General features: G+C 61.4%; 23 protein-coding genes. 8 read left to right on the forward strand and 15 right to left on the reverse strand.

Going from position 1 to position 21,735, the window contains the following annotated elements:
- The first annotated feature begins 258 nt into the window (after nt 1-258).
- A complete protein-coding gene (locus LRL22_RS12735) occupies nt 259-1,389 on the forward strand; it encodes a NapC/NirT family cytochrome c (protein ID WP_005339847.1) in 1,131 nt (376 codons plus the stop codon).
- 23 nt (nt 1,390-1,412) lie between these two features.
- Nucleotides 1,413-3,893 carry a trimethylamine-N-oxide reductase TorA gene (gene torA / locus LRL22_RS12740; protein WP_270905527.1) on the forward strand — a complete coding sequence of 827 codons (2,481 nt, stop codon included), beginning with the start codon at nt 1,413-1,415 and terminating at the stop codon, nt 3,891-3,893.
- A gap of 84 nt (nt 3,894-3,977) precedes the next feature.
- Here torA and LRL22_RS12745 read toward each other — a convergent pair whose 3' ends face one another.
- From LRL22_RS12745 to LRL22_RS12760, 4 genes are read right to left on the reverse strand one after another with little or no spacing between them, the layout of a single operon-like run.
- Nucleotides 3,978-4,439 (reverse strand): hypothetical protein, encoded by a 462-nt coding sequence (locus LRL22_RS12745; RefSeq protein ID WP_108542312.1) that lies wholly within the window; start codon nt 4,437-4,439, stop codon nt 3,978-3,980.
- A 41-nt stretch (nt 4,440-4,480) separates the two neighbouring features.
- Nucleotides 4,481-5,830, reverse strand: a complete 1,350-nt coding sequence (locus tag LRL22_RS12750) for a sensor histidine kinase (protein ID WP_005339828.1) — start codon at nt 5,828-5,830, stop codon at nt 4,481-4,483.
- Nucleotides 5,827-6,483, reverse strand: coding sequence for a response regulator transcription factor (locus LRL22_RS12755; protein ID WP_005339826.1), 657 nt, complete (start codon nt 6,481-6,483; stop codon nt 5,827-5,829). Before LRL22_RS12755 ends, LRL22_RS12750 begins: the two co-directional genes overlap by 4 nt.
- A 21-nt stretch (nt 6,484-6,504) precedes the next feature.
- Nucleotides 6,505-6,843 carry a PepSY domain-containing protein gene (locus LRL22_RS12760; RefSeq protein ID WP_005339825.1) on the reverse strand — a complete coding sequence of 113 codons (339 nt, stop codon included), beginning with the start codon at nt 6,841-6,843 and terminating at the stop codon, nt 6,505-6,507.
- A gap of 63 nt (nt 6,844-6,906) precedes the next feature.
- Between LRL22_RS12760 and LRL22_RS12765 the strand changes: the two genes are divergently transcribed.
- Entirely contained in the window at nt 6,907-7,155 is a 249-nt protein-coding gene (locus LRL22_RS12765) for a PepSY domain-containing protein (protein ID WP_013724184.1), read from the forward strand.
- Here LRL22_RS12765 and msrQ read toward each other — a convergent pair.
- Nucleotides 7,152-7,778, reverse strand: a complete 627-nt coding sequence (msrQ, locus tag LRL22_RS12770; RefSeq protein WP_005339821.1) for a protein-methionine-sulfoxide reductase heme-binding subunit MsrQ — start codon at nt 7,776-7,778, stop codon at nt 7,152-7,154. The two genes, LRL22_RS12765 and msrQ, sit on opposite strands and share 4 nt — an antisense overlap.
- The gene (gene msrP / locus LRL22_RS12775) at nt 7,769-8,770 is read right to left on the reverse strand and encodes a protein-methionine-sulfoxide reductase catalytic subunit MsrP (protein ID WP_064338937.1); all 1,002 of its coding nucleotides are present in this window, start codon (nt 8,768-8,770) and stop codon (nt 7,769-7,771) included. The genes msrQ and msrP overlap by 10 nt, the downstream gene beginning before the upstream one ends.
- 369 nt (nt 8,771-9,139) lie before the next feature.
- Here msrP and LRL22_RS12780 point away from each other — a divergent pair, with 369 nt between their 5' ends.
- On the forward strand, nt 9,140-9,622 hold the full coding sequence (locus LRL22_RS12780; protein WP_257700277.1) for a DUF1097 domain-containing protein: 483 nt from the start codon (nt 9,140-9,142) through the stop codon (nt 9,620-9,622).
- A gap of 1 nt (nt 9,623) precedes the next feature.
- Here the strand turns inward: LRL22_RS12780 and LRL22_RS12785 are convergent, their stop codons facing one another.
- The 4 genes from LRL22_RS12785 to cydH all read right to left on the reverse strand — a co-directional run bounded on the left by LRL22_RS12785 (nt 9,624) and on the right by cydH (nt 13,021).
- Nucleotides 9,624-10,904: a sigma 54-interacting transcriptional regulator gene (locus LRL22_RS12785; protein ID WP_005339807.1), complete on the reverse strand. Its 1,281-nt coding sequence runs from the start codon at nt 10,902-10,904 to the stop codon at nt 9,624-9,626.
- Nucleotides 10,901-11,419 (reverse strand): hypothetical protein, encoded by a 519-nt coding sequence (locus LRL22_RS12790; protein WP_040070048.1) that lies wholly within the window; start codon nt 11,417-11,419, stop codon nt 10,901-10,903. Before LRL22_RS12790 ends, LRL22_RS12785 begins: the two co-directional genes overlap by 4 nt.
- 5 nt (nt 11,420-11,424) lie before the next feature.
- Nucleotides 11,425-12,825 (reverse strand): sensor histidine kinase, encoded by a 1,401-nt coding sequence (locus tag LRL22_RS12795; RefSeq protein WP_270905562.1) that lies wholly within the window; start codon nt 12,823-12,825, stop codon nt 11,425-11,427.
- 103 nt (nt 12,826-12,928) lie between these two features.
- The gene (gene cydH, locus LRL22_RS12800; RefSeq protein ID WP_005339800.1) at nt 12,929-13,021 is read right to left on the reverse strand and encodes a cytochrome bd-I oxidase subunit CydH; all 93 of its coding nucleotides are present in this window, start codon (nt 13,019-13,021) and stop codon (nt 12,929-12,931) included.
- Between the two features lie 124 nt (nt 13,022-13,145).
- Between cydH and LRL22_RS12805 the strand changes: the two genes are divergently transcribed.
- The gene (locus tag LRL22_RS12805) at nt 13,146-13,721 is read left to right on the forward strand and encodes a 2-amino-4-hydroxy-6-hydroxymethyldihydropteridine diphosphokinase (protein WP_270905528.1); all 576 of its coding nucleotides are present in this window, start codon (nt 13,146-13,148) and stop codon (nt 13,719-13,721) included.
- Here LRL22_RS12805 and LRL22_RS12810 read toward each other — a convergent pair.
- The gene (locus LRL22_RS12810; RefSeq protein WP_064337527.1) at nt 13,647-14,351 is read right to left on the reverse strand and encodes an SDR family oxidoreductase; all 705 of its coding nucleotides are present in this window, start codon (nt 14,349-14,351) and stop codon (nt 13,647-13,649) included. The two genes, LRL22_RS12805 and LRL22_RS12810, sit on opposite strands and share 75 nt — an antisense overlap.
- 162 nt (nt 14,352-14,513) lie before the next feature.
- On the opposite strand from LRL22_RS12810, the gene LRL22_RS12815 reads away from it, so the two are divergent.
- Complete coding sequence (locus LRL22_RS12815) at nt 14,514-14,918, forward strand: CBS domain-containing protein (RefSeq protein WP_021231463.1); 405 nt, start codon at nt 14,514-14,516, stop codon at nt 14,916-14,918.
- On the opposite strand, the gene LRL22_RS12820 is transcribed toward LRL22_RS12815, so the two are convergent.
- On the reverse strand, nt 14,915-15,451 hold the full coding sequence (locus LRL22_RS12820) for a DUF2301 domain-containing membrane protein (RefSeq protein ID WP_005357578.1): 537 nt from the start codon (nt 15,449-15,451) through the stop codon (nt 14,915-14,917). The genes LRL22_RS12815 and LRL22_RS12820 overlap by 4 nt on opposite strands.
- Before the next feature lie 87 nt (nt 15,452-15,538).
- Between LRL22_RS12820 and LRL22_RS12825 the strand changes: the two genes are divergently transcribed.
- Entirely contained in the window at nt 15,539-16,303 is a 765-nt protein-coding gene (locus LRL22_RS12825) for a substrate-binding periplasmic protein (protein ID WP_123173967.1), read from the forward strand.
- A gap of 8 nt (nt 16,304-16,311) precedes the next feature.
- Here the strand turns inward: LRL22_RS12825 and asnC are convergent, their stop codons facing one another.
- Nucleotides 16,312-16,773: a transcriptional regulator AsnC gene (asnC, locus tag LRL22_RS12830; RefSeq protein WP_005339783.1), complete on the reverse strand. Its 462-nt coding sequence runs from the start codon at nt 16,771-16,773 to the stop codon at nt 16,312-16,314.
- A gap of 154 nt (nt 16,774-16,927) precedes the next feature.
- Between asnC and asnA the strand changes: the two genes are divergently transcribed.
- Nucleotides 16,928-17,920, forward strand: a complete 993-nt coding sequence (gene asnA, locus LRL22_RS12835) for an aspartate--ammonia ligase (RefSeq protein WP_245097261.1) — start codon at nt 16,928-16,930, stop codon at nt 17,918-17,920.
- A 223-nt stretch (nt 17,921-18,143) separates the two neighbouring features.
- Here the strand turns inward: asnA and LRL22_RS12840 are convergent, their stop codons facing one another.
- Together LRL22_RS12840 and clpB are read right to left on the reverse strand one after the other, a co-directional pair.
- Nucleotides 18,144-18,968: an MBL fold metallo-hydrolase gene (locus tag LRL22_RS12840; RefSeq protein WP_270905529.1), complete on the reverse strand. Its 825-nt coding sequence runs from the start codon at nt 18,966-18,968 to the stop codon at nt 18,144-18,146.
- A gap of 60 nt (nt 18,969-19,028) precedes the next feature.
- On the reverse strand, nt 19,029-21,602 hold the full coding sequence (gene clpB / locus LRL22_RS12845; RefSeq protein WP_270905530.1) for an ATP-dependent chaperone ClpB: 2,574 nt from the start codon (nt 21,600-21,602) through the stop codon (nt 19,029-19,031).
- Between the last annotated feature and the right edge of the window lie 133 nt (nt 21,603-21,735).

Genomic DNA, 21,735 nt, shown 5'->3' on the forward strand with positions numbered 1-21,735 from the left:
GCTCACTGCTCACTATATCAGCGAATCTTGTGGGGTTTTGCGAGGGGGCTAACAGCTGTCGCGGAAAGTGCACAAATAGATAAAACAGAAAACAACTGAATTTAATTCGACAAATCTGTCAATAACAAAACAAAAGACAAAATGTGACAACAATAAAAAATATAAACCATGATGGAGGTCAACGCCTTATCCCTGTCATTACTACTACTATTGGACTAGTACTATGTAGGTAATTATTGACCGTAGGAAAACGCCGCCATGATTGGAAAACTGATAAGAAAAACCTGGTTCTGGCTCCTGCTGCTCGGGGCCCTGCTGGGTGTCGCGGCACTGGGTGTCACCGTGACCGTGCTGCACAAGACCAGCTCCACCGAATTCTGCGTCTCCTGCCACTCCATGCAGACTCCGCTCGCCGAGTATCAGGGTAGTGTCCACTTCCAGAACACCAAAGGGATCCGCGCCGAGTGCGCCGACTGCCACATCCCGGGCGACCCCACCTCCTACCTGTGGACCAAGATCCGCGCCGTGAAGGATATCTATCACGAGGCGATCGGCACGCTCGACACCCCGGAAAAGTATGAAGCCCACAAGCTGCGGATGGCTCAGTCCGTCTGGGACGAGCTGAAAGCCAACGACTCCGCCACCTGCCGCAGCTGCCACAGCTACGAGGCGATGGACATTCTGGCCCAGCGCCCCAATGCCCGTGCCGAGCACCCGGTCGCCATCAAGGAAGGCCAGACCTGTATCGACTGCCACCGCGGTGTCGCCCACATCATGCCTGACATGAGCGGCCTGGCTGCCGCCGGTGCCAGCGAGCTGGCGCAGGCTGCGGCCCAGACCCCGGCCAACGTCACCACCCGCTATGCCATCGCTACCACCCCGCTGTTCCTCGATGCCGCCGCCAAGACCGACGAAGGCACCCTGATGCCCTCCACCAAGGTGGAAGTGCTGGCCAACGAAAACGGCCGCGCCAAGGTGCAGATCGAAGGCTGGCAACAGGATGGTGTGAGCGAAGTGTTCTACGCCGCACCGGGCAAGCGGATCCTCAGCGTACTGGTCGGCGATGCCGCCAAGAAAGCGCTGGTCACCGGCCAGAGCGAAACCGACAGCGCCACCAACCTCACCTGGCATCAGGTCAAGCTGACCGCCTGGGTCGACCAGAGCCAGCTCATCGGCGATCAGGGCAAGCTGTGGCAATACGCCTCCACCCTGATGTCCAACAACTGTACCGGCTGCCACGGCCTCACCGCGCTGGATCACTTTAATGCCAACCAGTGGATCGGCGTCATCAAGGGGATGGAATCTCGTACCTCCCTGACCCCGGAACAGGCTCGCATGTTGACCCAGTATGTCCAGAAACACGCCAGTGACATGAGCGCGGCCCACTAAGGCTGGCACAGAGGAAAACCGTTATGACTTTTTTCAATGACAAGAAGACCAATCTGTCCCGCCGCAACCTGCTCAAGGGGCTCGGGGCCTGCGCAGCCCTGCCCCTGCTCGGCGGCATTTTTCCCAAGAGTGCGCTGGCGCAAGCCATCAGCACCGCATTGAGCCAGTTCCCGACCCTGGTGCCCGCCCAGAAGGGCATTCTGACCGGCGCCCACTGGGGGGCTTTCGAGGCGATCGTCGAAGATGGCCGCATGGTGCGCGTCCAGCCGGTAGCCGATGATCCGGCGCCTAACGATCTCATCGACATGGCGCCGTTCCAGGTGTACGCCAAGAACCGCATCAAGTACCCCATGGTACGCAAGAGCTGGCTGGAGCACGGCCCGGGCGCCAAACCCGAGCTGCGCGGTGCCGACGAGTGGGTGCGAGTGAGCTGGGACAAGGCGATCGAACTGGTGGCCGGTGAAATCCAGCGCGTGCAGAGTGACTTCGGCCCGCAGGCGATCCACGCCGGATCCTACGGCTGGAAAAGCGTCGGCATGTTCCACAACAGCCGCACCCTGCTGCACCGCCTGATGAACCTCTCCGGTGGCTTCACCGGTTATGCCGGTGACTACTCCACCGGTGCGGCTCAGGTGATCATGTCCCATGTGATGGGCTCCATCGAGGTGTACGAGCAGCAGACCGCCTGGCCCAACGTGGTGGAGAACGCCGAACTGGTGGTGCTGTGGGGGGTCAACGCTCAAGTGACCCTGAAGAACAGCTGGAACATGCCGGATCACGAAGGTCAGGCCGGTTTCATGGCGCTGAAGGAGAAAGGCACCCGCGTCATCAGCATCGATCCCATCTACAACGAGACCGCCAAGCTGGTCGGTGCCGAGTGGATTGCGCCGAACGCCTACACCGACGTGGCCATGATGCTGGGTGTGGCTCACACCCTCTACAGCGAGAAGAAGCACGATCAGGCTTTCCTAGATCGCTACACCGTCGGCTTCGACAAGTTTCTGGACTATCTGCTCGGCAAGGATGACGGCCAACCGAAGAGCGCCGAATGGGCGAGCAGCGTCTGCGGCGTCGATGCCAAGGTGATCCGCCAGCTGGCCCTCGACATGGCCGCCAAGCGCACCATGATCATGGCCGGTTGGGGCATGCAGCGTCAGCAGCACGGTGAACAGCCGAACTGGATGCTGGTCACTCTGGCCTCCATGCTGGGCCAGATCGGCCTGCCGGGCGGCGGCTACGGCTTCAGCTACCACTACTCCTCCGGTGGCAGCCCCACCGCCAAGGGCGGCATTCTGGCGGGTATCTCCGCCGGCAACGCACCGAAGAACAGCCCGGCCCCAATCCCGGTGGCGCGCATCGCCGACTGTCTCGCCAACCCGGGCAAGACCATCGACTTCAACGGCCGCAAGGTGACCTATCCGGACATCAAGCTGGTCTACGTGGCGGGCGGCAACCCCTTCCACCACCATCAGGACACCAACAACCTGCTGCAGGCGTGGCGCAAACCGCAGACCGTGATCGTTCACGAGCCCTACTGGACCGCCACCGCCAAGCACGCCGATATCGTGCTGCCGGTCACCACCAGCTACGAGCGCAATGATCTGGAGATGGGGGGCGACTACTCTCAGCGCTATGTGTTCCCGATGCACCAGTGCGTGCCGCCCCAGCACGAGTCCCGCAATGACTTCGACATCTTCAGCGCCATCGCCGCCAAGCTGGGTGTGCAAGAGCAGTACACCGAAGGGAAGGACGAGATGCTGTGGCTCAAGCAGATGTACGACGGCATGGCGGCGCAGGCCCGTGGTGCCCGCGTGGCGCTGCCGCCGTTCAATATGTTCTGGGAGTCCAACAACTACATCCGCTTCCCGATCCCCGAGGCCAACCGCCAGTGGATCCGTCACGCCGATTTTCGCGAGAATCCGCTGCTCAATCCGCTCGGCACCCCGTCCGGCAAGATCGAGATCTTCTCCAACACGGTGGCGGGGATGGGTTACGCCGACTGTGCCGGCCATCCCAAGTGGTATGAGCCCAAGGAGTGGGTGAAGAGCGAGGTGGCGGCGCGCTATCCGCTGTCGCTCAACACCTCCCACCCGACCCAGCGGCTGCACTCCCAGCTCGACAACACTCCGCTGCGGGACAAGTTCGCCATCGCCGACCGCGAGGCGATCATGATCCATCCGCTGGATGCCAAGGCTCGTGGCATCGCCCAGGGGGATCTGGTGCGTGCCTTCAACGAGCGCGGCCAGATCCTGGTGGGCGCCCTGCTCTCCGAGGATGTGCGCCAAGGGGTGGTGCGGATCTGCGAAGGGGCCTGGTACGACCCGGCCAAGCCGGGCGAAGCGGGCAGCATCTGCAAGAACGGCAACGTCAACTGCCTCACCTTCGACGAAGGCTCGTCCAGTCTGGCGCAGGGCAACTGCGGCCACATGGCCCAGTTGCAGATCGAGAAGTACACTGGCCCGGTGCTGGCCAACACCGCCCACGCGGTACCGGCCAACGGCTAAGGCGATTGCCACCCAATAAAACGGCGCCATCAAGGCGCCGTTTCTTTATCTGTCTGCCAAAGAGCACACATAGTCCGGACGGATTTAAAAATCCCCCTCTTCCATATACTCCTGCGCGCACTCCACCAGCTGCGGCCACAGCTCTTCCGGCACCCAGGCGTCCGGGTCATCTTCATCCCCGTCGTACTGGCTCCAGAAATAGCGGCGCAGGCCGGAGGCAAACTCGTCGCTGATCTCGGCCAGCTCCGAGAGCGGCCCCAACCAGGCGATGCGACGCAGGCCGGAGGCGAGATCGTTGATGGCATCCATCAGGGTGCGATCGTCAAAGCTCTGCTCCACCAGCAGGGTGAAGCGCTCGCGCGCCTGCTCGGTCTGCTCCTCGTCCAGCTCGCCCACATCGGCCAGCAGGTCGACAAAATCTTCCAGAAGGAACGCGATCAGGCCATCCCTGTCTTCAAACCACTGGATCTGGGCGCCCTTGACCCCCAGCACAGAGGCATCAAACGAATCGTCAAGGTGACACAGTGCCCACGGATCGTCGGTCATGCTTCTCTTCCTCAGGCTAAAACAAATGCCATATGTTATGCCTAGCTCTCGACTCTTGCCACCTTGGGCAACGAGAGGGAGGCGGCCAGACCGCCCAGTTCGGCGCGGCCCATGATGAAACTGCCCCGATAGGCTTCCGCCAGATCGGAGACGATGTTGAGACCCAGGCCCGAGCCTGGTACCTTCTCGTCGAGCCGCACCCCGCGCAGCACCGCCTTGGCGATCTGATCCTCGCTCATGCCGGGGCCGTCATCCTCGATACGCAAGGTGATCCAGCCCCCCAGCTCGGCGCTGGAGATGCGCAGCTCGCTGGCAGACCACTTGAAGGCGTTCTCCAGCAGGTTGCCTACCATCTCGTCGAAGTCCTGCTCCTCCACCCCGACCGCCAGATTGGCGGGCACTTGCAGATCCACTGTCTTGCCCGGATAGAGGCGGGAGAAGGCGCGGCAGATATACTCCACTCGCGCCCGCACCGGGGTCGAGACCCCGAGGATCTTGGCGGCGCCGGTCACCCGCGCCTTGCCGAGGTGATAGTCGATATGGCGCTGGATCTGGTCGAGCTGCTCGCCGATGGCGGCCTGATCCTCCGGCGGCAATTGAGCCACCTGATTGCGCATGATGCTGAGCGGCGTCTTGAGGGCGTGAGCCAGATTGCCAGTGTGAGAACGGGCCCGCTGCAACAGTTCGCCGTAGTGGTGCAGCAGCCGGTTGATATCCTCAACCAGCGGCTGGATCTCCAGCGGATAGCGCAGCCGGAATCCCTCCTGATGACCCTCGTGAACCCGCCCCAGTTCGCGGCGCAGCAGGTGCAGCGGCCGCAAGCCGTAGACGATCTGGAACATGAAGCCGAGCACCAGACCGGCGGCGGCAAAGCCAAGACCGAGGAACAGGCTGATGCGGGTCTTGTTGAGGGTCTGGGTCAGGGCGCTACTGTCCTTGGCCATCACCAGAGTGAACACCCGATCCGAACCGGGCAGCAGCACGGTGCGGGTCATGATCAGCAGCGGCTCCTTGTTGGGCCCCTTGCCGACGAAGAGGTCGGGATCGCCAAACGCCGACTTGAGGCCGTCGCTCTTCAGGTTGGTATCCCACAGGGAACGGGAGCGCCCCACCACATCGCGCCCCAGCTCCAGCTGCCAGTAGTAGCCGGAGTAGGGTTGATTGAAGCGGGGATCGGAGAGGGAGCCGGTGACCACCGGCAGGCCAGTTTTGGCCACTTCCAGCCGGGAGAGCAGATCATAGAGCTGCAGGCGCAGGCCATCGGCCTCCGCCTCCTGCCAGTAGTTGCGCATCATGGTCTGCAGGCTGAAACCGGTGGCGAACAGAAACAGCCCGCACCAGACCAGCGCGATGGCGACCAGTCGCCCCCGCAGGGTTCTGACCAGCCTCATTCGTTGATCCGGTACCCGAGGCCGCGCACTGTCTCAATCAGATCGGGGTTGGTTTTCTTGCGGATCCGGCCGATGAACACCTCCACGGTATTGGAGTCACGGTCAAAATCCTGAGCATAGATGTGGTCGATCAGCTCGCTGCGCGATACCACCTTGCCCCTGTGCTGCATCAGATAACCCAGCACCCGGAACTCGTGGGCGGTCAGTTTGATGGGAGTCCCTTCGTACCACACCTGCGACGCCGCCATGTCGAGCCGCACTCCGCCAATCTCCAGAATGGAGCTGGCGTTGCCTGCCGCCCGGCGCACCAGCGCATGGACCCGCGCCACCAGCTCGGCCACCTGGAACGGCTTGGTGAGGTAGTCATCGGCACCGGCGTTGAGCCCCTCGATCTTCTCGTGCAATTGGCCACGGGCGGTCAGTACCAGCACCGGCGTATCGATCCCCTTGCTGCGCCACTCCTTCAGCACGCTCAGGCCATCGCGCCCCGGCAGACCGAGGTCGAGAATGATGGCGTCGTAGGGTTCGGTCTCGCCGAGGAAACCGGCCTCGTTGCCATCGTGGCAGAGGTCGGTAACAAAGCCGGAGAGGCGCAACTGTTCGGCCAGCTGGCCAGCCAGAATTTTTTCGTCTTCAACAATCAGAATTCGCATGAACAGGCTTCCACACAGGGGTTATTCATCATCCTCGACCGGGGGCTTTGGCGGTTCGAACAACCGCTCCAGATGGTGGCCCTTGGCCCACACCAGCTCAAGGTTGTCGGCCCGATAGGCTACCTTGATCACGCTGTTTTCCCGATCGATGACTCGCAGTTCATAGAGCCAGATACCATCCTCTTCCCCCAGATCCACCCGCAACACCCGCACCGGCAATCTGGCCGCCACCTCCATCATTTCATGGAAGGGCCGAACCCGTCCCTCATGGACAGCTTGCTGCAGCATGGCTTCATCAGGCGTGACCGCCTGCGCCAGCAACGGCAGCAATAACCCAAGCAGAGGGAGCGCTCTATTCATGGATGATTCATCTCCAAAAACCTAACATAATGGCGTTTATAGTCTGCCAGCCATGAATCCGGAATGAATATGATCCCGCGCAGTTTCCTGCTGATCCTTTGCCTACTGAGTGCCACAAGCTGGGCGGCCCAGAGCCGTCTCGACATGGCCGGGCTGGTCAAACTCCTGCTGGCGCAAGGGTATCACGACATTCGGGAAGTGGAGCTGGAAGGGGACAAATTCGAGGTCAAAACCCTCAATCGCCAGGATCAGAAGGTGCATCTCATCGTCGATGCCTACACTGGCGAGATCAAACAACAAGAGGCCGATTAGGCCTCTTTTGCATTCCAGCGCCCCCGCATGGGGCGCAGCAGTTTCTCCCGTCTCGGCCAGAGCAGGGCGCAGGCCAGCAGCAGGTAGATGAGGGGCTCCCCCCAACCACTCTTGAGCGACCACCAGTAGTGCACCGGCACCAGCAAGGCGATGGCATAGACCCAGTTGTGCAGCTTCTGCCATGCGGCGCCCATGCGGCGCTGCAATGCGGGCAGCGAAGTGATGCTGAGGGCGGCCAGCAGCAGCAATGCCACCATCCCCACCACTATGTAGCTGCGCTTGACCAGCTCGCCACCAATCAGCCCCCAGTCAAACTGCAGATCCAGCCCCAGCCACGCCATAAAGTGGAGCAGCGCCCAGGCAAAACACCAGAGCCCGAGGGGGCGGCGCAGCTTGATAAGCTGCCCCTGCCGCCAGCGCTTGGCCAGCGGCGACACCAGCAGGGTGAGCAGCAGCAGGTTGAGCGCCCCCTTGCCGAGGTAGTGGATGAGCTCGGGCACCGGATCGCCCCCCAGCAGGCCTGCCGGAATGGCAAAAACCAGCCAGAGCAGGAAACCCAAGGAGCCCAGATGCACCAGCGCCCGCAAGCCGCTGATATGGGCCGGTTTCAATCTCAGTACCATTGGCGCAGATCCATCCCCTGATAGAGCGAGGCGACTTCGTCACCATAGCCGTTGAACATCAGGGTCGGCTGACGCTTGGCGCCAAACACTCCGCCCTCGCCGATGAAACGTTCGCTGGCCTGACTCCAGCGCGGGTGATCCACCTGCGGGTTGACGTTGGCGTAGAAGCCATATTCGTTGGGAGCCAGCAGGTTCCAGGTGGTCGGCGGCATCTCCTCCACCAGCCGGATCGAGACGATGCTCTTGATGCTCTTGAAGCCATACTTCCACGGCACTACCAGCCGGATCGGCGCGCCATTCTGGGCGGGCAGAGTCTTGCCGTAGAGCCCCATCGCAAGGAAAGAGAGAGGGTGCATCGCCTCGTCGATACGCAACCCCTCCACATAGGGATACTCTATACCGCCCCCCAGACTGGAGGCCTGCCCCGGCAGCTGTTTCGGATCAAACAGGGTTTCGAAGGCAACAAACTTGGCGCGACTGGTGGGCTCGGCACGGCGGATGATCTCCGCCAGCGAGATGCCGTTCCAGGGCAGCACCATGGACCAGGCTTCGACGCAGCGCAGCCGGTAGATCCGCTCCTCCAGCTCGCTCTTGTTGATGAGGTCCCACACATCGAGGGTAAAGGGCTTGGCCACCTCCCCCTCCACCTTGAGGGTCCAGGGTTCGGGCTTGAGGTAATGGCCGTTGCGAGCCGGATCGGACTTGTCGGTGCCGAGCTCATAGAAGTTGTTGTAACTGGTGGCCTTCTCTTCCGGCGTCAGCACCAGATTGGCCGGGCGCTCCGCAGGCTTGCTGTTAAGCGGCCTAGTAGCTAATTGGGGAGCATCCTCTTTACCGCGCAGCAGATCGAGTACACCGGCCTGAGTGGGAAACGCCAGAGTAGCCGCGCCCAGACCCAGCCCCTTGAGAATAAGGCGGCGGTCCTGATAGACGGCTTCCGGGGTGACATCCTGTTCGGTGAGAGGGTGGGCGGTACGACGCTTGATCAACATGAAAAACTCCCGGGGCTGAGTGAGGCAGTATGGATAAGACCCGCCCCGGCAGATTTTTATTTCACACAAATTTACATCATGTGGTGCAGGGGCAGTGCCTTGGCCATGGTGCCGACCAGAAACAGGACTACGAACACCAGCAGGGGAACGATCACATTTGGCGCCATCAGACTCACTCCATGAGCAGGACAGGGCCTCTAACTATGGCCGACTGTCAGGCCGGTCACCAATGAATTTTTTTCGCGAGCGCAAGCGTATTCCTGAGTTGAAAAGGGTGATGAAGATCACACACAATTCCGCCCCCGCTTGCCGCCCCGATTGCCGGGGGTAGGCTGCCCATTTTGCGAAGCCAACTGAAGAGTCGCCCCCATGAGCCCACTGATCGCCATCGCCATCACCACTGGAATTCTCTCCGCCGTCTGGGGCTGGATTGCCGTCGCGTTCGGCCTTATCTCCTGGGTCGGCTTTCTCGGCTGCACCAGCTATTTCGCGTCAAGCGGCGGCTACAAGGCGCTGCTGCAGACCATCTTCTGCAACACCAGCGGCATGCTGTGGGCACTGCTGCTGATCCATGGCGACAGTCTGTGGGGAGCGGGTGTGGCGGGTTATGTGATGACGGGGGTGGTCGCCACCCTGATGTGCGTACAGGCCAAGCAGCAGTGGCTCGCCTACATTCCCGGCACCTTTGCCGGTTGCTGTGCCACCTTCGGGGCGGCTGGCGAGTGGCGGCTGATCCTGCCCTCCCTCATCATAGGCGCCTTGTTCGGTTACCTGATGAAGGCGAGCGGCCTCTGGCTCTCCCATAAAACCCAGAAAGCCGATGCCGCTCCGGCGGTAGTTGACCCCGCCTGATTTATCCCTTCGATTTGAAGTTTGCAGCTTCGATACCGTGCCGATTCAATAACTTGTAGAAATCGGTACGATTTCTTCCCGCCATGTTGGCCGCCAGGGTCACGTTGCCCTCGGTGGTGCGCAGCAAACGGATCAGATACTCCTTCTCGAATTCGGCCCGCGCCTCGTTGAACGAGGGGATGCCACCGCCACCGCCGCTCAGGGCGGACTCCACCATGGAGACCCCAATCACCGGGCTGCAACAGAGGCTGGCGAGCTGCTCCACCACGTTGCAGAGCTGGCGCACGTTGCCGGGCCAGGCAGCGGCCGCCAGCATCGCCAGCGACTCGGGCGAAAAACCCATGGCGGCGCAGTCGCTGTGGCGGCTGCGGTAATCGTCGAGCGCCTGACGGGCCAGCAGGGGGATATCCTCGCTGCGGGCACTGAGAGACGGCAAGGTGATATTGGCAACGTTGAGACGGTAGAAGAGATCTTCCCGAAAGCGCCCCTCCTCCATCGCCTTGACCAGATCCTGATGGCTGGAGCTGAGCACCCGCACCTCCGGCGTGCCCTGACCATACTCCTCCATCACCTGCAGCAGCTTGGCCTGCAGGGATTCGGAGAGGCTGCCAATCTCGTCGAGAAACAGGGTCGCCCCCTTGGCCTGCTCGAACAGACCGGACTGGCCATCTTCACCAAACAGCTGCAGGTCGAGTGACGCCCACGGAATGGCGGCACAGTTGATGGTATGGAGCGGCTTGTCGCGCCGCTGGCTGGCCTGGTGCAGCGCCTGCGCCATCGCCCCCTTGCCGGAGCCTGACGGCCCCATGATCAGCACCGGTACCTCCATGGTCGCAATGCTATGGGCCTGGATCAGCAGCTGTTCCAGCTGGGGATTGCGGGTCAGGATCAGCGACTGCCACTCCTGCTGCTGTTTCGGCCGGGTCAGACTCAGCGCATGTTCGATGGTGGCGAACAGCTCATCCTTGTTGATGGGTTTGGTCAGGAAGCTGAATACGCCGGAGCGGGTCGCCTGAATGGCGTCCGGGATGGTGCCGTGGGCGGTCATGATGATCACCGGCAAACCCAGCCACTGGGCCTGGATCCGCTCGAACAGCGCCAGACCGTCCATGCCGGCCATCCGCAGATCGCTCAGCACCAGATCGGCCCGTTGCTGACGCAACCGGTCGAGGGCCCCTTCCGCGCTGTCGGCGGTATCCACTTCATAACCCTGACTACGCAGCCGCATGCTCATCAGTTTGAGCAGGCTGACGTCGTCATCCACCAACAGGATCCGGCTCATGGTATTACCTCACGATTCTCGTTCAGCTTGCGCTGGTTGAGCTGGTCGTCGATAGCGGTCAGCTGCTCGATCTGGCGGCGCAGCCGCTGGATCTCCTGACTCTGGTCATCGCGACGGCTGTCGCGGGCCAGCAGCTGCTCGCCGAGGGCGATCCAGCTACGTAAAAAGGCCTGCGCATCGAGACCCAGTTCGGGCAGCATCTGCTTCAGGCGCGCCAGACCGGCGGTGCGATTGGCCACCGATTCGGCGGGGTGGGAGTCCACCATCGCCAGACTGACCCGGCTCTCCAGATCGTCGGCCCCTTTCAGACGCTGACGCTCCTGCACCCGTTGCTGGGGGTGACTGGCCAGCAGCCAGTCGGAGTATTGCAGACGCACCTGCATCTCCTTGTTGGCAAACTCCATCCGCTTGGCAAAAGCGATATCGGAGGACTCCCGCTGTGCCTGTTGCGGCAGCAAGGAGCAACCCGCGAGCAGCCCTGCCATCAGAGCTGGAAATACACGTTGTATCTTCATAGTCCTCATTTCAACGTCAACCTGAAACAGACATCAGCCTGTTCATCCTCTACCAGAACCAGTTCCCCCCCCAGGCTGTTGGCAGACTCGCGGGCGATGGAGAGGCCCATGCCCGAGCCTTTCAAGAGACCTTGCCGCACTGTGCTGCCCTGCTCGAAGGGTTCAAAAATACGTTGCTGATCGGCCACGGGGATCTTGTGCCCCTCGTTGGCCACTTCCAGCCAGCTTATCTGTTCATCCTGCCCTGCCCTGATCCAGATATTGCCCCCGCTGGCGCCGTAACTGACGGCGTTGGAGAAGAGGTTATCGAGGATCAGTCGTAGCCGGTAGGGCTCCGCCCACAGGGTAACCGGCACGGTCGGCAAGTGTACACGGATCTGCTTGGACTCCAATGCCAGCCGGTACTCGGCAGAAAGTTCCGACAACATCGGCAGCAGGGGGACGGGCTCCAGTTCGAAGGCCTCCTGCTGACTGAGCCGGTTGAAGTCGAGCAGCCGCTCGATCAGGGTCTGCAGGCGCCGACTGTTCTCATCGAGCATCTGGCAGATCTCCAGCTGATCCGGCGTCAAAGGCCCGACCAGCTGCTCGCAGAGCAGATCCGTCCCTTCCCGCAGCACCGCCAGCGGGGTCTTGAGCTCGTGAGATACATGGCGCAGGAACTGGTATTTCTGCAGCTCCAGCTCCTTGAGTTTGTCGTGCAGCCAGACGATCCGCTCCCCCAGCAATACCAGCTCGGCAGGGCCGTCAACCGGCTTGGGATCGGGTTCGACCCCGGCACCCAGGCTCAAGATGCGCGACTCAATCTGTCGTACCGGGTGGATGATGAGGTAGGTGAAGATAAAGACCATCAGCAGGCTGAGCGCCGCCACCGCTCCGCTCACCCACCAGAGCTCGCTGGTCAGTCCGGCGATGGTGAGCTGCACCCGATCCATGTGTTCGTCAACCCGGCTGCGGGTGACTATTTCGAGCTGCTTGTTGGCATCGTTGAACTGCTCCAGCTTGCCCCCCGCTACCGCCGCACGGGCCAGCGCGGCATCCTGCAGGCTGTCGAGCCAGGCCAGCCCCTGATCGAGCCCGCTGTAGAGCTGGCCGTCGGTGATGGAGTTGCGGTGCTCCGCCAGCAACACCCGATACCCGTCGAGTTGCTGCTGGTAGCTGGTGAGACTGCGGCGATCCCCCAGCACCGCGAAGCGGCGCAAGGTGCGCTCGATATCGATGGCTTGCGCCGTCAGCAGGGTGGCGCGGCGGGTATCCTTGACTGCCCGCTCCATCTCGTCGCTGGTGAGCTGACTGAGGTGGGCAAGGGAGGTGCTGTTGTGCCAGATCATGCCGCCCAGCGGCATCAATACCAGCACAAATCCCATCAATACCACCTGCAGCAGGGAGCGTGGGCGAACCTTGGTCATCATCTCTTCTCTTGCATTCTCACCGGTGCGCCAGCATAGCCGCACCGCCCCAAAAAACAAAACCGGCCAACAGGCCGGTTTGTATTATCTGGATTGTGGTGATTCACGCCAACGCGACAGAGGCCAGACAGATAATCATGATCATCGCCAGCGCGCCCGAGGCGGTCAACAGCGCCCATTTCAGCTCCACACTCATGCAAACCTCCTTTCTGCCAATCAGTGCCGGATCACAATAGATAAGACAATGTTAAGCCATAGTTAATCCGATAACCGTGAGCTGCGTATACATTTCAGATGAGCCCAACCCCGGGAAGGTGAGCATGTTCTATCTGTGTAGCATTGGTTCCAATATTGACCCGCATATCCATGTCAGCCGCGCGCTGGCCGAGCTGCTTGCGAACGTCGGCCCCCTGCGGCTGAGTTCGGTGATCCGCACCAAGCCGGTGGGAATGCACTCAAACCACGACTTTCTCAACTGCCTGCTGGTGGTGGAGAGCCCGCTCGATACCGCCCGCCTCAAGCAGCACTTTGTCGCCCTCGAGGTGGCCCACGGCCGGGATCGCAGCGATCCGCTCTGCAAGGTGCACGACCGGCCGCTCGACATCGATATTCTGGCCAGCAACAGGAGCGGTGACTTTACCTCGGCAGAGGTCGATTCCTATCTGGCGGAGCTGCTGGCCGAGCTCTACGGCCATGGCGAGGTGCATGACCCCAAGGTGGCGCTGCAAGTGACGCTCCCTGCCCCGTCGGGCAAGCTCAAACCCGGCAAGGACTTGCTGACCCGGCAGGTCGGGCTGGAGCCGCTGGTGCTTGGCAAATCTTCAGAGGGTAGCCAGCGCGCGCCCGCCATCCACCTTGATGCTGGCCCCCGTCATATAACTGTTCCCCACCAGTAGCTGCACCGCCTGCCAGATGGGCTCAAGTCCCCCCTCCCGCGCCAGCGGTGTTTTTGCCAACACCTGCTGGCGCCACGCCTCGTCATGCTCGTCGAGAAACAGAATGGGGCCCGGCTCTATGGTGTTGACCCGAACCGCAGGCGCCAGCTCCCGGGCAAAGCTCATGGCCAGTGAATGGGCTCCCGCCTTGGTCGCCACATAGCTGGCAAAACGGGGGGCCGGGGCATGGATATAGATATCGGTGATGTGAATGATGCTGGCGTTGGGATTGCTGGCCAGCCGGGGGGCCAACGCCCGGTTTAGCTGGAAGGGGGCCGCCATGTGTACCCGGTAGAACTGCTCGAACTGGGCCAGTTGCGCCGCCGGATCAGTTGCCTGAGGTTCGAAAGCAGAGGCGTTGTGGATCACCAGCGCCAGATCCTGATGGGCAGCCAGCACATCAATCAGCTTGCCAACGTCCTCTTCCCGGCCAAAATCCGCCTGCACCAGCTCGACCCCCAGTGCCGCCAGCGTGGCCAGCTCCGGCCGCTCGCTGCGATAACTGCCCGTCACCTGCCAGCCCGCCGCCACCAGCTGTTCACAGAGATAAAATCCGAGTCGACGGCCGCAGCCCGTAACCAATGCACGCATACGATCTCCTTTCCCTTTCATGGTCTTGCATGAACGAAGCCCGCCTACCAGCGGATCACCGCCGATGGCTTGTGCCTATCAATCCCTGCGGCACAAGCCATTGGTCGCGGGCCACCCACCCGCGTCATAGTGGCGGCATCACCCTCTTGCGGAGTCACCACCATGCTGAAAGTACACCACCACATGGGTCGCCTGACCCACACCCTCACTGCCGGACTCGGCCTGGCAGAAGCACTGGATCGCCTGCATCAATCGGGTCTTGGCGGCCTGCCGGTGCTGGATGAGCAGAAACGGCTGATCGGCTTTCTTTCCGAACAAGATTGCATCCCCAGCCTGCTCACCGGCAGCTACCACTGCGATACCCGCACCCGGGTGGAGGATCTGATGAACCGCTCGCCCCTCTCGGTCGGGCCGGATGAGAGCATTCTGGATCTGGCTCGCCAGATGGCCGATGCCAAGCCCAAGATCTACCCGGTGCTGCAACAGGGCAAGGTGATCGGCATCATCAGCCGCCGTCAGGTGATGCAGGCCCTCAACCAGCAGATGAAGGTGTGCCAACAGACCTAGATCTGGTAACGCCCCTTGTCACCGATATCGAAGTGCAGGGGCATCCGCCACTTGGCCAGCGCCAGCAAGGTCAACAGGGCCCCGCATACCAGCGCCACCAGTGCGGCGGCCCACTCCACCCGCAACCACTCCAGCAGCCATAACGCCGGCAGCAATACGGGCACCAGCTTGATGCCGGGAATGGCGAAACAAAACTGCTCCTTGAACGCCAGCCCGGAGAGGGTCGCCAACGCCGCCCCCAGCACCAGCGCATCCGGAGCCCCCACCGCTGCCAGGGCCAGTGCGCCCCACCCAAATCCCTGCAGAATCAGGCGAATCCGCTTGTCGTAGATATGCAGCGAGAAGCCGCAGATTGCGCTTGCCACTGCCAGCGACATCAACCATTGTGCCGACGGGAGCAGTGCCATCCCGCTCAGCAGCGCCGCACCGCGGCAAAGCAGCAACAAGGCTGCCGCACTCAAGCCAAGGCGGTAGAGCGAGACGGTCAACTTGTCGATCCCGTCCAGCGGGCTCTCGATTTCAGGATTTGCCATAAACAGTCGCTTCCAACGGATCAGGTGCCATCCAATATACTGGAATCAGGTCTTGGAATATCTTCAAACGGGCTCAGGAGACGTAGTTTGCGTGTGATCCCCCTGTTTTGGTTGCTGTTTCCACTCGGATTGCCCGCCAAGGAGCTGGTGATCTGCGGCACCATGGAGCCCCCGCTCAAGTTTCTCGATGCCGATCAGAAACCCCGCGGACTCGATATCGACATAGTCACCGCCATCTTCGACAAGCTGGAGACGCCCTTTCGGATCGAGCTGGCCGACTCCGGTGCCCGCCTCACCCGCAACGCCGAAACCGGCGCCTGCGACCTGGTGATGACCCACTCCTACAAGGCAGAGCGGGAGAGTTATCTCATCTATCCCCAACAGGCCCATCTTCGCCACAGCTGGCACTTCTTCGTGCGCAAGGCGGACCTGATGAAGATCCGCTACGAAACGCTGGCCGATCTCAAACCCTGGCGCATCGGCGTGACCAAGGATTTCTCCTATACCCCTGAACTGGCAGCAGCCATGACCGACCCGGCCTATCAGTTTCAGGAGATCACCATGAACCAGCTGCAACTGCGCAAACTGCTGGCCGGACGGATCGATACCGTGCCCATGCCGCTGGTCACCGCCTTCACCCAGATCAAGGAAGAGGGGCTGACGGGAAAGATCGATTACCTGCCCAAACCGCTCAAGAGCAGCCCCTACTTCAACACCTGGGCCCGCGCACGGGCGGATGCACAAACCCCCGCCCTGATGGCGGCCTACGATGCCGAACTGCTGCGCATGAAACGCAACGGCAGCCTCAAGGCCCTCTACGACAAGTATGCCATCCCCTATATCGAACCCTGATCAAGGGGTCAGGGTTTCACATCCCGCAGGATAGGGTTTTGCAGCGAAATCAGGGTTTCAGTGGACTGGATCTCGTCGATGGTCTGGATCTTGTTGATCAGCACTATCTGCAGCTCGTCGATGGAGCGGGTCATCACCTTCATGAAGATGCTGTAGTGGCCGGTGGTGTAGTAGGCCTCCACCACCTCGTCCAGCGCCTGCAGCTTGGCCAGTGCCGAGGGGTAATCCTTGGCACTCTTCAGATTGATCCCGATAAAGCAACAGACGTCGTAACCCAGCTTCTTGGGGTTAACCTGCACCCGTGTCCCCTCGATGATCCCCGCCTGTTTCATCTTCTCCACCCGCACATGGATGGTGCCCGGGCTGACCGCCAGTTGTTTCGCCAGTTCGGCGTAAGGGATCCGCGCATTCTCCATCAGAGCGGTGAGGATGGCCTGATCGAGATTATCGATTCGGTAATTTTCCGGCATTTTTTTGCACTCCCATTGACGATACCTCATTAAATAACGGCTTATTTTGAAGAAAAAAATACACAAAACCTATTTCTATTATCGAATATTGAATTTAGTTGGTATTCCGTTGAAGAATCACCACATCCAACGGGGTTTGAAACAGGAATTCAGCATGAAACAGCACTACATTCGCAGCCAACAGCAGATCAGCTTCGTCAAAGAGATGTTCTCCCGCCAACTCGCCCAACAACTGGGTCTGATGGAGGTGCAAGCCCCCATTCTGAGCCGAGTCGGTGATGGCACTCAGGACAACCTCTCTGGCCACGAGAATGCAGTGCAGGTCAAAGTGAAAACCCTGCCGGAGCACAGCTACGAAGTGGTCCATTCACTCGCCAAATGGAAGCGCCAGACCCTGGGTCGCTTCGGGTTCGGCCCGGGCGAAGGGATCTACACCCACATGAAGGCGCTGCGTCCGGATGAAGACAAGCTCACCCCCATCCACTCCGTCTACGTGGATCAGTGGGACTGGGAGAAGGTGATGCCGAGCGAGCGCCGCGATCTGGCCTATCTGCAGGAAACCGTGCGCGGCATCTGGGCCGCCATCAAGGCCACCGAGCGCGCGGTCTGTGCCGAGCATGAGCTGACCCCCTTCCTGCCGGCCGAGATCCAGTTCCTGCACAGCGAAGAGCTGCTGGCCCGTTACCCGGATCTCGATGCCAAGGGGCGCGAGCGTGCCATCGCCAAAGAGCTGGGGGCCGTGTTCCTGATCGGCATCGGCGGTGCCCTCTCCCACGGTGAGCGTCACGATGTCCGCGCCCCGGACTATGACGACTGGAGCAGCAACAGCGAGCTGGGTCTGGCAGGTCTGAACGGTGACATTCTGGTGTGGAACCCGGTGCTGCAAGACAGCTTCGAGATCTCCTCCATGGGGATCCGGGTTGACGCCGAGGCACTGCGCCGCCAGCTGGCCATCACCGGCGATGAGGATCGCCTGCAGTACGACTGGCATCAGGATCTGCTGGCAGCACGGATGCCGCAGACCATCGGCGGCGGCATCGGCCAATCTCGTCTGGCCATGCTGTTGCTGCAAAAAGAGCATATTGGTCAGGTACAGGTTGGTGTGTGGCCCTCTGAAATGAAGGCCGCCATCCCGGGCATGCTGTAAACGCGTTGATTTCATCGGTCTGGCCTGCGCGCAGTGGCACGCGGGTCAGCACTGAAGTTGTGTGGCGGTGCGGACTGAACGAGCGCAGTCCGGACATGCTGTAAGTCGCGTGGTCATCCCTGATGGCCCACGGCGAAACCGGGGCTTGCCCCTGCGACCCGCTCAACCCACGTCAGGTCGCTTCACTACATTCCTCCCGGCAATCTTCGGATTGCCGTTTTTTTTACGCCGAAAAACTGTGCTCAAAACCCGCCCCGATCTGGCGCTGGCGCGGCAACCCCGCCTTTCTGCTGCCAGTGCAGTGGCAGGCAAACAACAGCTCTACCGCCTCTTCCTGCAGATAGGAACCGAGCGCCACCGCCCGCTGTGGGCCGGAAAACTTCAGGTGCAGGCCGCCGATGACGGCGTGGATCCGCTCGTCACCACACACCTCCTTGGCCCACTCGACGATGTTCTCGACCCCGGCGTGACCGCAGCCGATAAAGACGATAAGGCCCTTGGAGCTCTTAAAAGCCAGTGCCGAGTCGTCGCTGATGAGGTCTTTCTCCACCCGCCCACCCCGCACTATGTAGCCGAGCAGCGAAGGCGCAGCCCGGTCGCGCCGCACAATGCTGCCGAGGAACACCAGACGATCCGAGAGCCACACCGGCTCGGCTGAGCAGTGGGGAAGCAAGCCTCTGGCCGGCAGCGACTCCCGAGCCAGCGCCCCCGACAGGCGATAGAGGTTGCGTCGCCAGAAGGGCAGCGACAGGAAGTAGCCCCGCTCGCAAAACACGTCCGGACAGGCGATGAGCGGGATGGGTCTTGGATAGACGGGCAGCGAGCCGACCCCGCCCACATGGTCATAATGACCGTGGGAGAGCACCACATGCGTGAGCGAGGCGAGATCGATCCCCATCACGGCGGCGTTGTGGCACAGCGCCCGGCCACGGCCGCTATCAAACAGCACCCTGAGGCCGTCACACTCCAGCAGCAGCGCCAACCCTCGCTCGGGCAGACAGCCTGGCAGATGAACGTCGTCATCCACCAGCACGGAAAACTTCAGCATCTCGCTTCCCCTGAAAACAAAACGCAGGCACAAGGCCTGCGTTTTTCATCGACAATCCCATTACTGGGTCATGGTGAGGCCGTTGCTGTCGGCTCCCAGCAGCAGTTTCTTGCCGGGAACGATGCGGCCGGAGAGCAGCGCCTGCGCCAGCGGGTTCTCCACCTTCTGCTGGATCGCCCGCTTGAGGGGTCGTGCCCCGTAGACGGGGTCGAACCCGGCGTGAACCAGCTTGTTGAGCAGCGCTTCGCTCACCTCCACCTCGTAACCCTGAGCCTCCAGACGGCCCATCAGGCTCTTGAGCTGGATGCGGGCGATGGACTTGATGTGCTCCTCGCCGAGCGGATGGAACACCACGGTCTCGTCGATCCGGTTGATAAACTCCGGCCGGAAACTGCGGGTCAGCACCTCCATCAGCATGGCCTTCATCTCGTCGTAATCCTTCTCGGAGTGGTGCTCCTGAATCAGATCCGAACCAAGGTTGGAGGTCATAATGACCACGGTGTTGCGGAAATCGACGGTACGCCCCTGACCATCGGTCAGGCGGCCATCATCCAGCACCTGCAGCAGGATGTTGAAGACATCCGGGTGCGCCTTCTCCACCTCGTCCAGCAGGATCACCGAGTAGGGACGACGGCGTACCGCCTCGGTCAGATAACCGCCCTCTTCATAACCCACGTATCCGGGAGGCGCCCCCACCAGACGGGCCACGCTGTGTTTCTCCATGAACTCGGACATATCGATCCGCACCATGGCATCCTGGGTATCGAACAGGAACTCGGCCAACGCCTTGCACAGCTCGGTCTTGCCCACCCCGGTGGGCCCCAGGAACAGGAAGGAGCCGATGGGGCGATTCGGATCGGAGAGACCAGCACGAGAGCGACGAATGGCGTTGGAAACCGCATCGACCGCCTCTTCCTGTCCAATCACCCGGCTGTGCAGCTGATCTTCCATCCGCAGCAGCTTGTCGCGCTCCCCTTCCAGCATGCGGGCGACCGGAATACCGGTCCAGCGGGCCAGGACGTCTGCGATCTCCACATCGGTGACCCGGTTGCGCAGCAGACTGGTCTCCTGCATCTCGGCTTGAGTGGCGAGATCCAGCTGCTTCTCCAGCTCGGGGATACGGCCGTACTGCAGCTCGGACATCCGGCCCAGGTCGCCTGCCCGGCGCGCCACATCGAGATCCTGACGGGCCTGCTCCAGCGCAGCCTTGATATGCTGGGTGCCAGCGAGGGCGGCCTTCTCGGCCTTCCACACTTCGTCCAGCTCGTTGTATTCCCGATCCTTCTCGCCAATCTCCTGATTGATCAGCTCCAGACGCTTGCGGCTGGCGTCATCGTCCTCTTTCATCAGCGCCTGCTGCTCCAGCTTGAGCTGGATGATGCGCCGCTCGAGGCGATCGAGCGCCTCCGGCTTGGAGTCGATCTGCAACCGGATGCTGGCTGCCGCCTCGTCGATAAGGTCGATGGCCTTGTCCGGCAGCTGGCGATCCGCGATGTAGCGGTGGGACAGCTGGGCCGCCGCCACGATGGCAGGATCGGTGATCTGCACATGGTGGTGCAGCTCGTAACGCTCTTTCAGGCCGCGCAGAATGGCGATGGTGTCCTCCACGCTCGGCTCTTCCACCAGCACCTTCTGGAAACGGCGCTCCAGCGCGGCATCTTTCTCGATGTACTGACGGTACTCATCCAGGGTGGTGGCGCCGACGCAGTGCAGGTCGCCACGGGCCAGCGCAGGTTTCAGCATGTTGCCCGCGTCCATGGCCCCTTCGCCCTTGCCGGCGCCGACCATGGTGTGCAGCTCGTCGATAAAGAGGATGACGTTGCCCTCCTCCTTGGCGAGATCGGTCAGTACAGCCTTGAGCCGCTCTTCAAACTCACCGCGATACTTGGCACCGGCCACCAGCGCCCCCATGTCCAGCGACAGCACCCGCTTGTTTTTGAGCCCTTCCGGCACTTCGCCGTTGATGATGCGCTGAGCCAGTCCCTCGACGATGGCGGTTTTACCGACACCGGGGGCACCGATCAGCACAGGGTTGTTCTTGGTACGGCGTTGCAGCACCTGAATGGTACGGCGGATCTCGTCATCACGGCCGATCACCGGGTCGAGCTTGCCGATTTCGGCCCGCTCGGTCAGATCGATGGTGTACTTCTCCAGCGCCTGACGATTCTCCTCGGCGTTGGCATCCTCCACCTTCTTGCCGCCACGCACCTTGTCGATGGCCGCTTCTAGTTTCTCTTTGGTCAGCCCCTGGGCGCGCAGCAGCTCACCTAGCGTTCCCTTGTCGTCGAGGGCTGCCAGCACGAACAGCTCGGAGGAGATGAACTGATCCTTGCGCTGCTGGGCCAGTTTGTCGCAGACGTTGAGCAGGCGGCCGAGGCCGTTGGAGAGCTGCACGTCCCCTTCTACGCCGCTGACGCGCGGCAGGCGATCCAGCTCCTCACCGAGACGGGAGCGCAGGGCATTGATATCCATCCCGGTCAGGGTGAGCAACGGACGGATAGAGCCGCCATCCTGATTGACCAGTGCGGTCATCAGGTGAACGGGTTCGATAAATTGGTGGTCACGACCCAGCGCAAGAGACTGGGCATCGGAAATAGCAATCTGGAATTTGCTGGTAAGGCGATCGAGGCGCATTGCACTCCCCCTTCAAACAGGCAGACGCCGCTTGCGCGGCAAACAACATAACTTTCTGAGATGAAAGATGAGGCCCGTACGGGCTATTTCAAGGGCATGGACTGGTTATTTTTTCTGCAAGACGGGACAAGAA

This window comes from Aeromonas sp. PI_26 (genome assembly GCF_027854445.1).
Taxonomy (GTDB): domain Bacteria; phylum Pseudomonadota; class Gammaproteobacteria; order Enterobacterales; family Aeromonadaceae; genus Aeromonas; species Aeromonas veronii.

Coding starts and splice junctions, on each gene's coding strand:
- LRL22_RS12760 (WP_005339825.1), bottom strand. CDS start 6,843: ATGAATAGAGCGCTCCCTCTGCTTGGGTTATTGCTGCCGTTGCTGGCG.
- LRL22_RS12795 (WP_270905562.1), bottom strand. CDS start 12,825: ATGACCAAGGTTCGCCCACGCTCCCTGCTGCAGGTGGTATTGATGGGA.
- LRL22_RS12810 (WP_064337527.1), bottom strand. CDS start 14,351: ATGCGTGCATTGGTTACGGGCTGCGGCCGTCGACTCGGATTTTATCTC.
- asnC (WP_005339783.1), bottom strand. CDS start 16,773: ATGCCGGAAAATTACCGAATCGATAATCTCGATCAGGCCATCCTCACC.
- LRL22_RS12790 (WP_040070048.1), bottom strand. CDS start 11,419: ATGAAGATACAACGTGTATTTCCAGCTCTGATGGCAGGGCTGCTCGCG.
- LRL22_RS12765 (WP_013724184.1), top strand. CDS start 6,907: ATGAATATGATCCCGCGCAGTTTCCTGCTGATCCTTTGCCTACTGAGT.
- torA (WP_270905527.1), top strand. CDS start 1,413: ATGACTTTTTTCAATGACAAGAAGACCAATCTGTCCCGCCGCAACCTG.
- LRL22_RS12805 (WP_270905528.1), top strand. CDS start 13,146: ATGTTCTATCTGTGTAGCATTGGTTCCAATATTGACCCGCATATCCAT.
- msrQ (WP_005339821.1), bottom strand. CDS start 7,778: ATGGTACTGAGATTGAAACCGGCCCATATCAGCGGCTTGCGGGCGCTG.
- LRL22_RS12815 (WP_021231463.1), top strand. CDS start 14,514: ATGCTGAAAGTACACCACCACATGGGTCGCCTGACCCACACCCTCACT.
- cydH (WP_005339800.1), bottom strand. CDS start 13,021: ATGAGTGTGGAGCTGAAATGGGCGCTGTTGACCGCCTCGGGCGCGCTG.
- LRL22_RS12785 (WP_005339807.1), bottom strand. CDS start 10,904: ATGAGCCGGATCCTGTTGGTGGATGACGACGTCAGCCTGCTCAAACTG.
- LRL22_RS12750 (WP_005339828.1), bottom strand. CDS start 5,830: ATGAGGCTGGTCAGAACCCTGCGGGGGCGACTGGTCGCCATCGCGCTG.
- LRL22_RS12735 (WP_005339847.1), top strand. CDS start 259: ATGATTGGAAAACTGATAAGAAAAACCTGGTTCTGGCTCCTGCTGCTC.
- msrP (WP_064338937.1), bottom strand. CDS start 8,770: ATGTTGATCAAGCGTCGTACCGCCCACCCTCTCACCGAACAGGATGTC.
- clpB (WP_270905530.1), bottom strand. CDS start 21,602: ATGCGCCTCGATCGCCTTACCAGCAAATTCCAGATTGCTATTTCCGAT.
- LRL22_RS12745 (WP_108542312.1), bottom strand. CDS start 4,439: ATGACCGACGATCCGTGGGCACTGTGTCACCTTGACGATTCGTTTGAT.
- LRL22_RS12840 (WP_270905529.1), bottom strand. CDS start 18,968: ATGCTGAAGTTTTCCGTGCTGGTGGATGACGACGTTCATCTGCCAGGC.
- LRL22_RS12780 (WP_257700277.1), top strand. CDS start 9,140: ATGAGCCCACTGATCGCCATCGCCATCACCACTGGAATTCTCTCCGCC.
- LRL22_RS12755 (WP_005339826.1), bottom strand. CDS start 6,483: ATGCGAATTCTGATTGTTGAAGACGAAAAAATTCTGGCTGGCCAGCTG.
- LRL22_RS12820 (WP_005357578.1), bottom strand. CDS start 15,451: ATGGCAAATCCTGAAATCGAGAGCCCGCTGGACGGGATCGACAAGTTG.
- asnA (WP_245097261.1), top strand. CDS start 16,928: ATGAAACAGCACTACATTCGCAGCCAACAGCAGATCAGCTTCGTCAAA.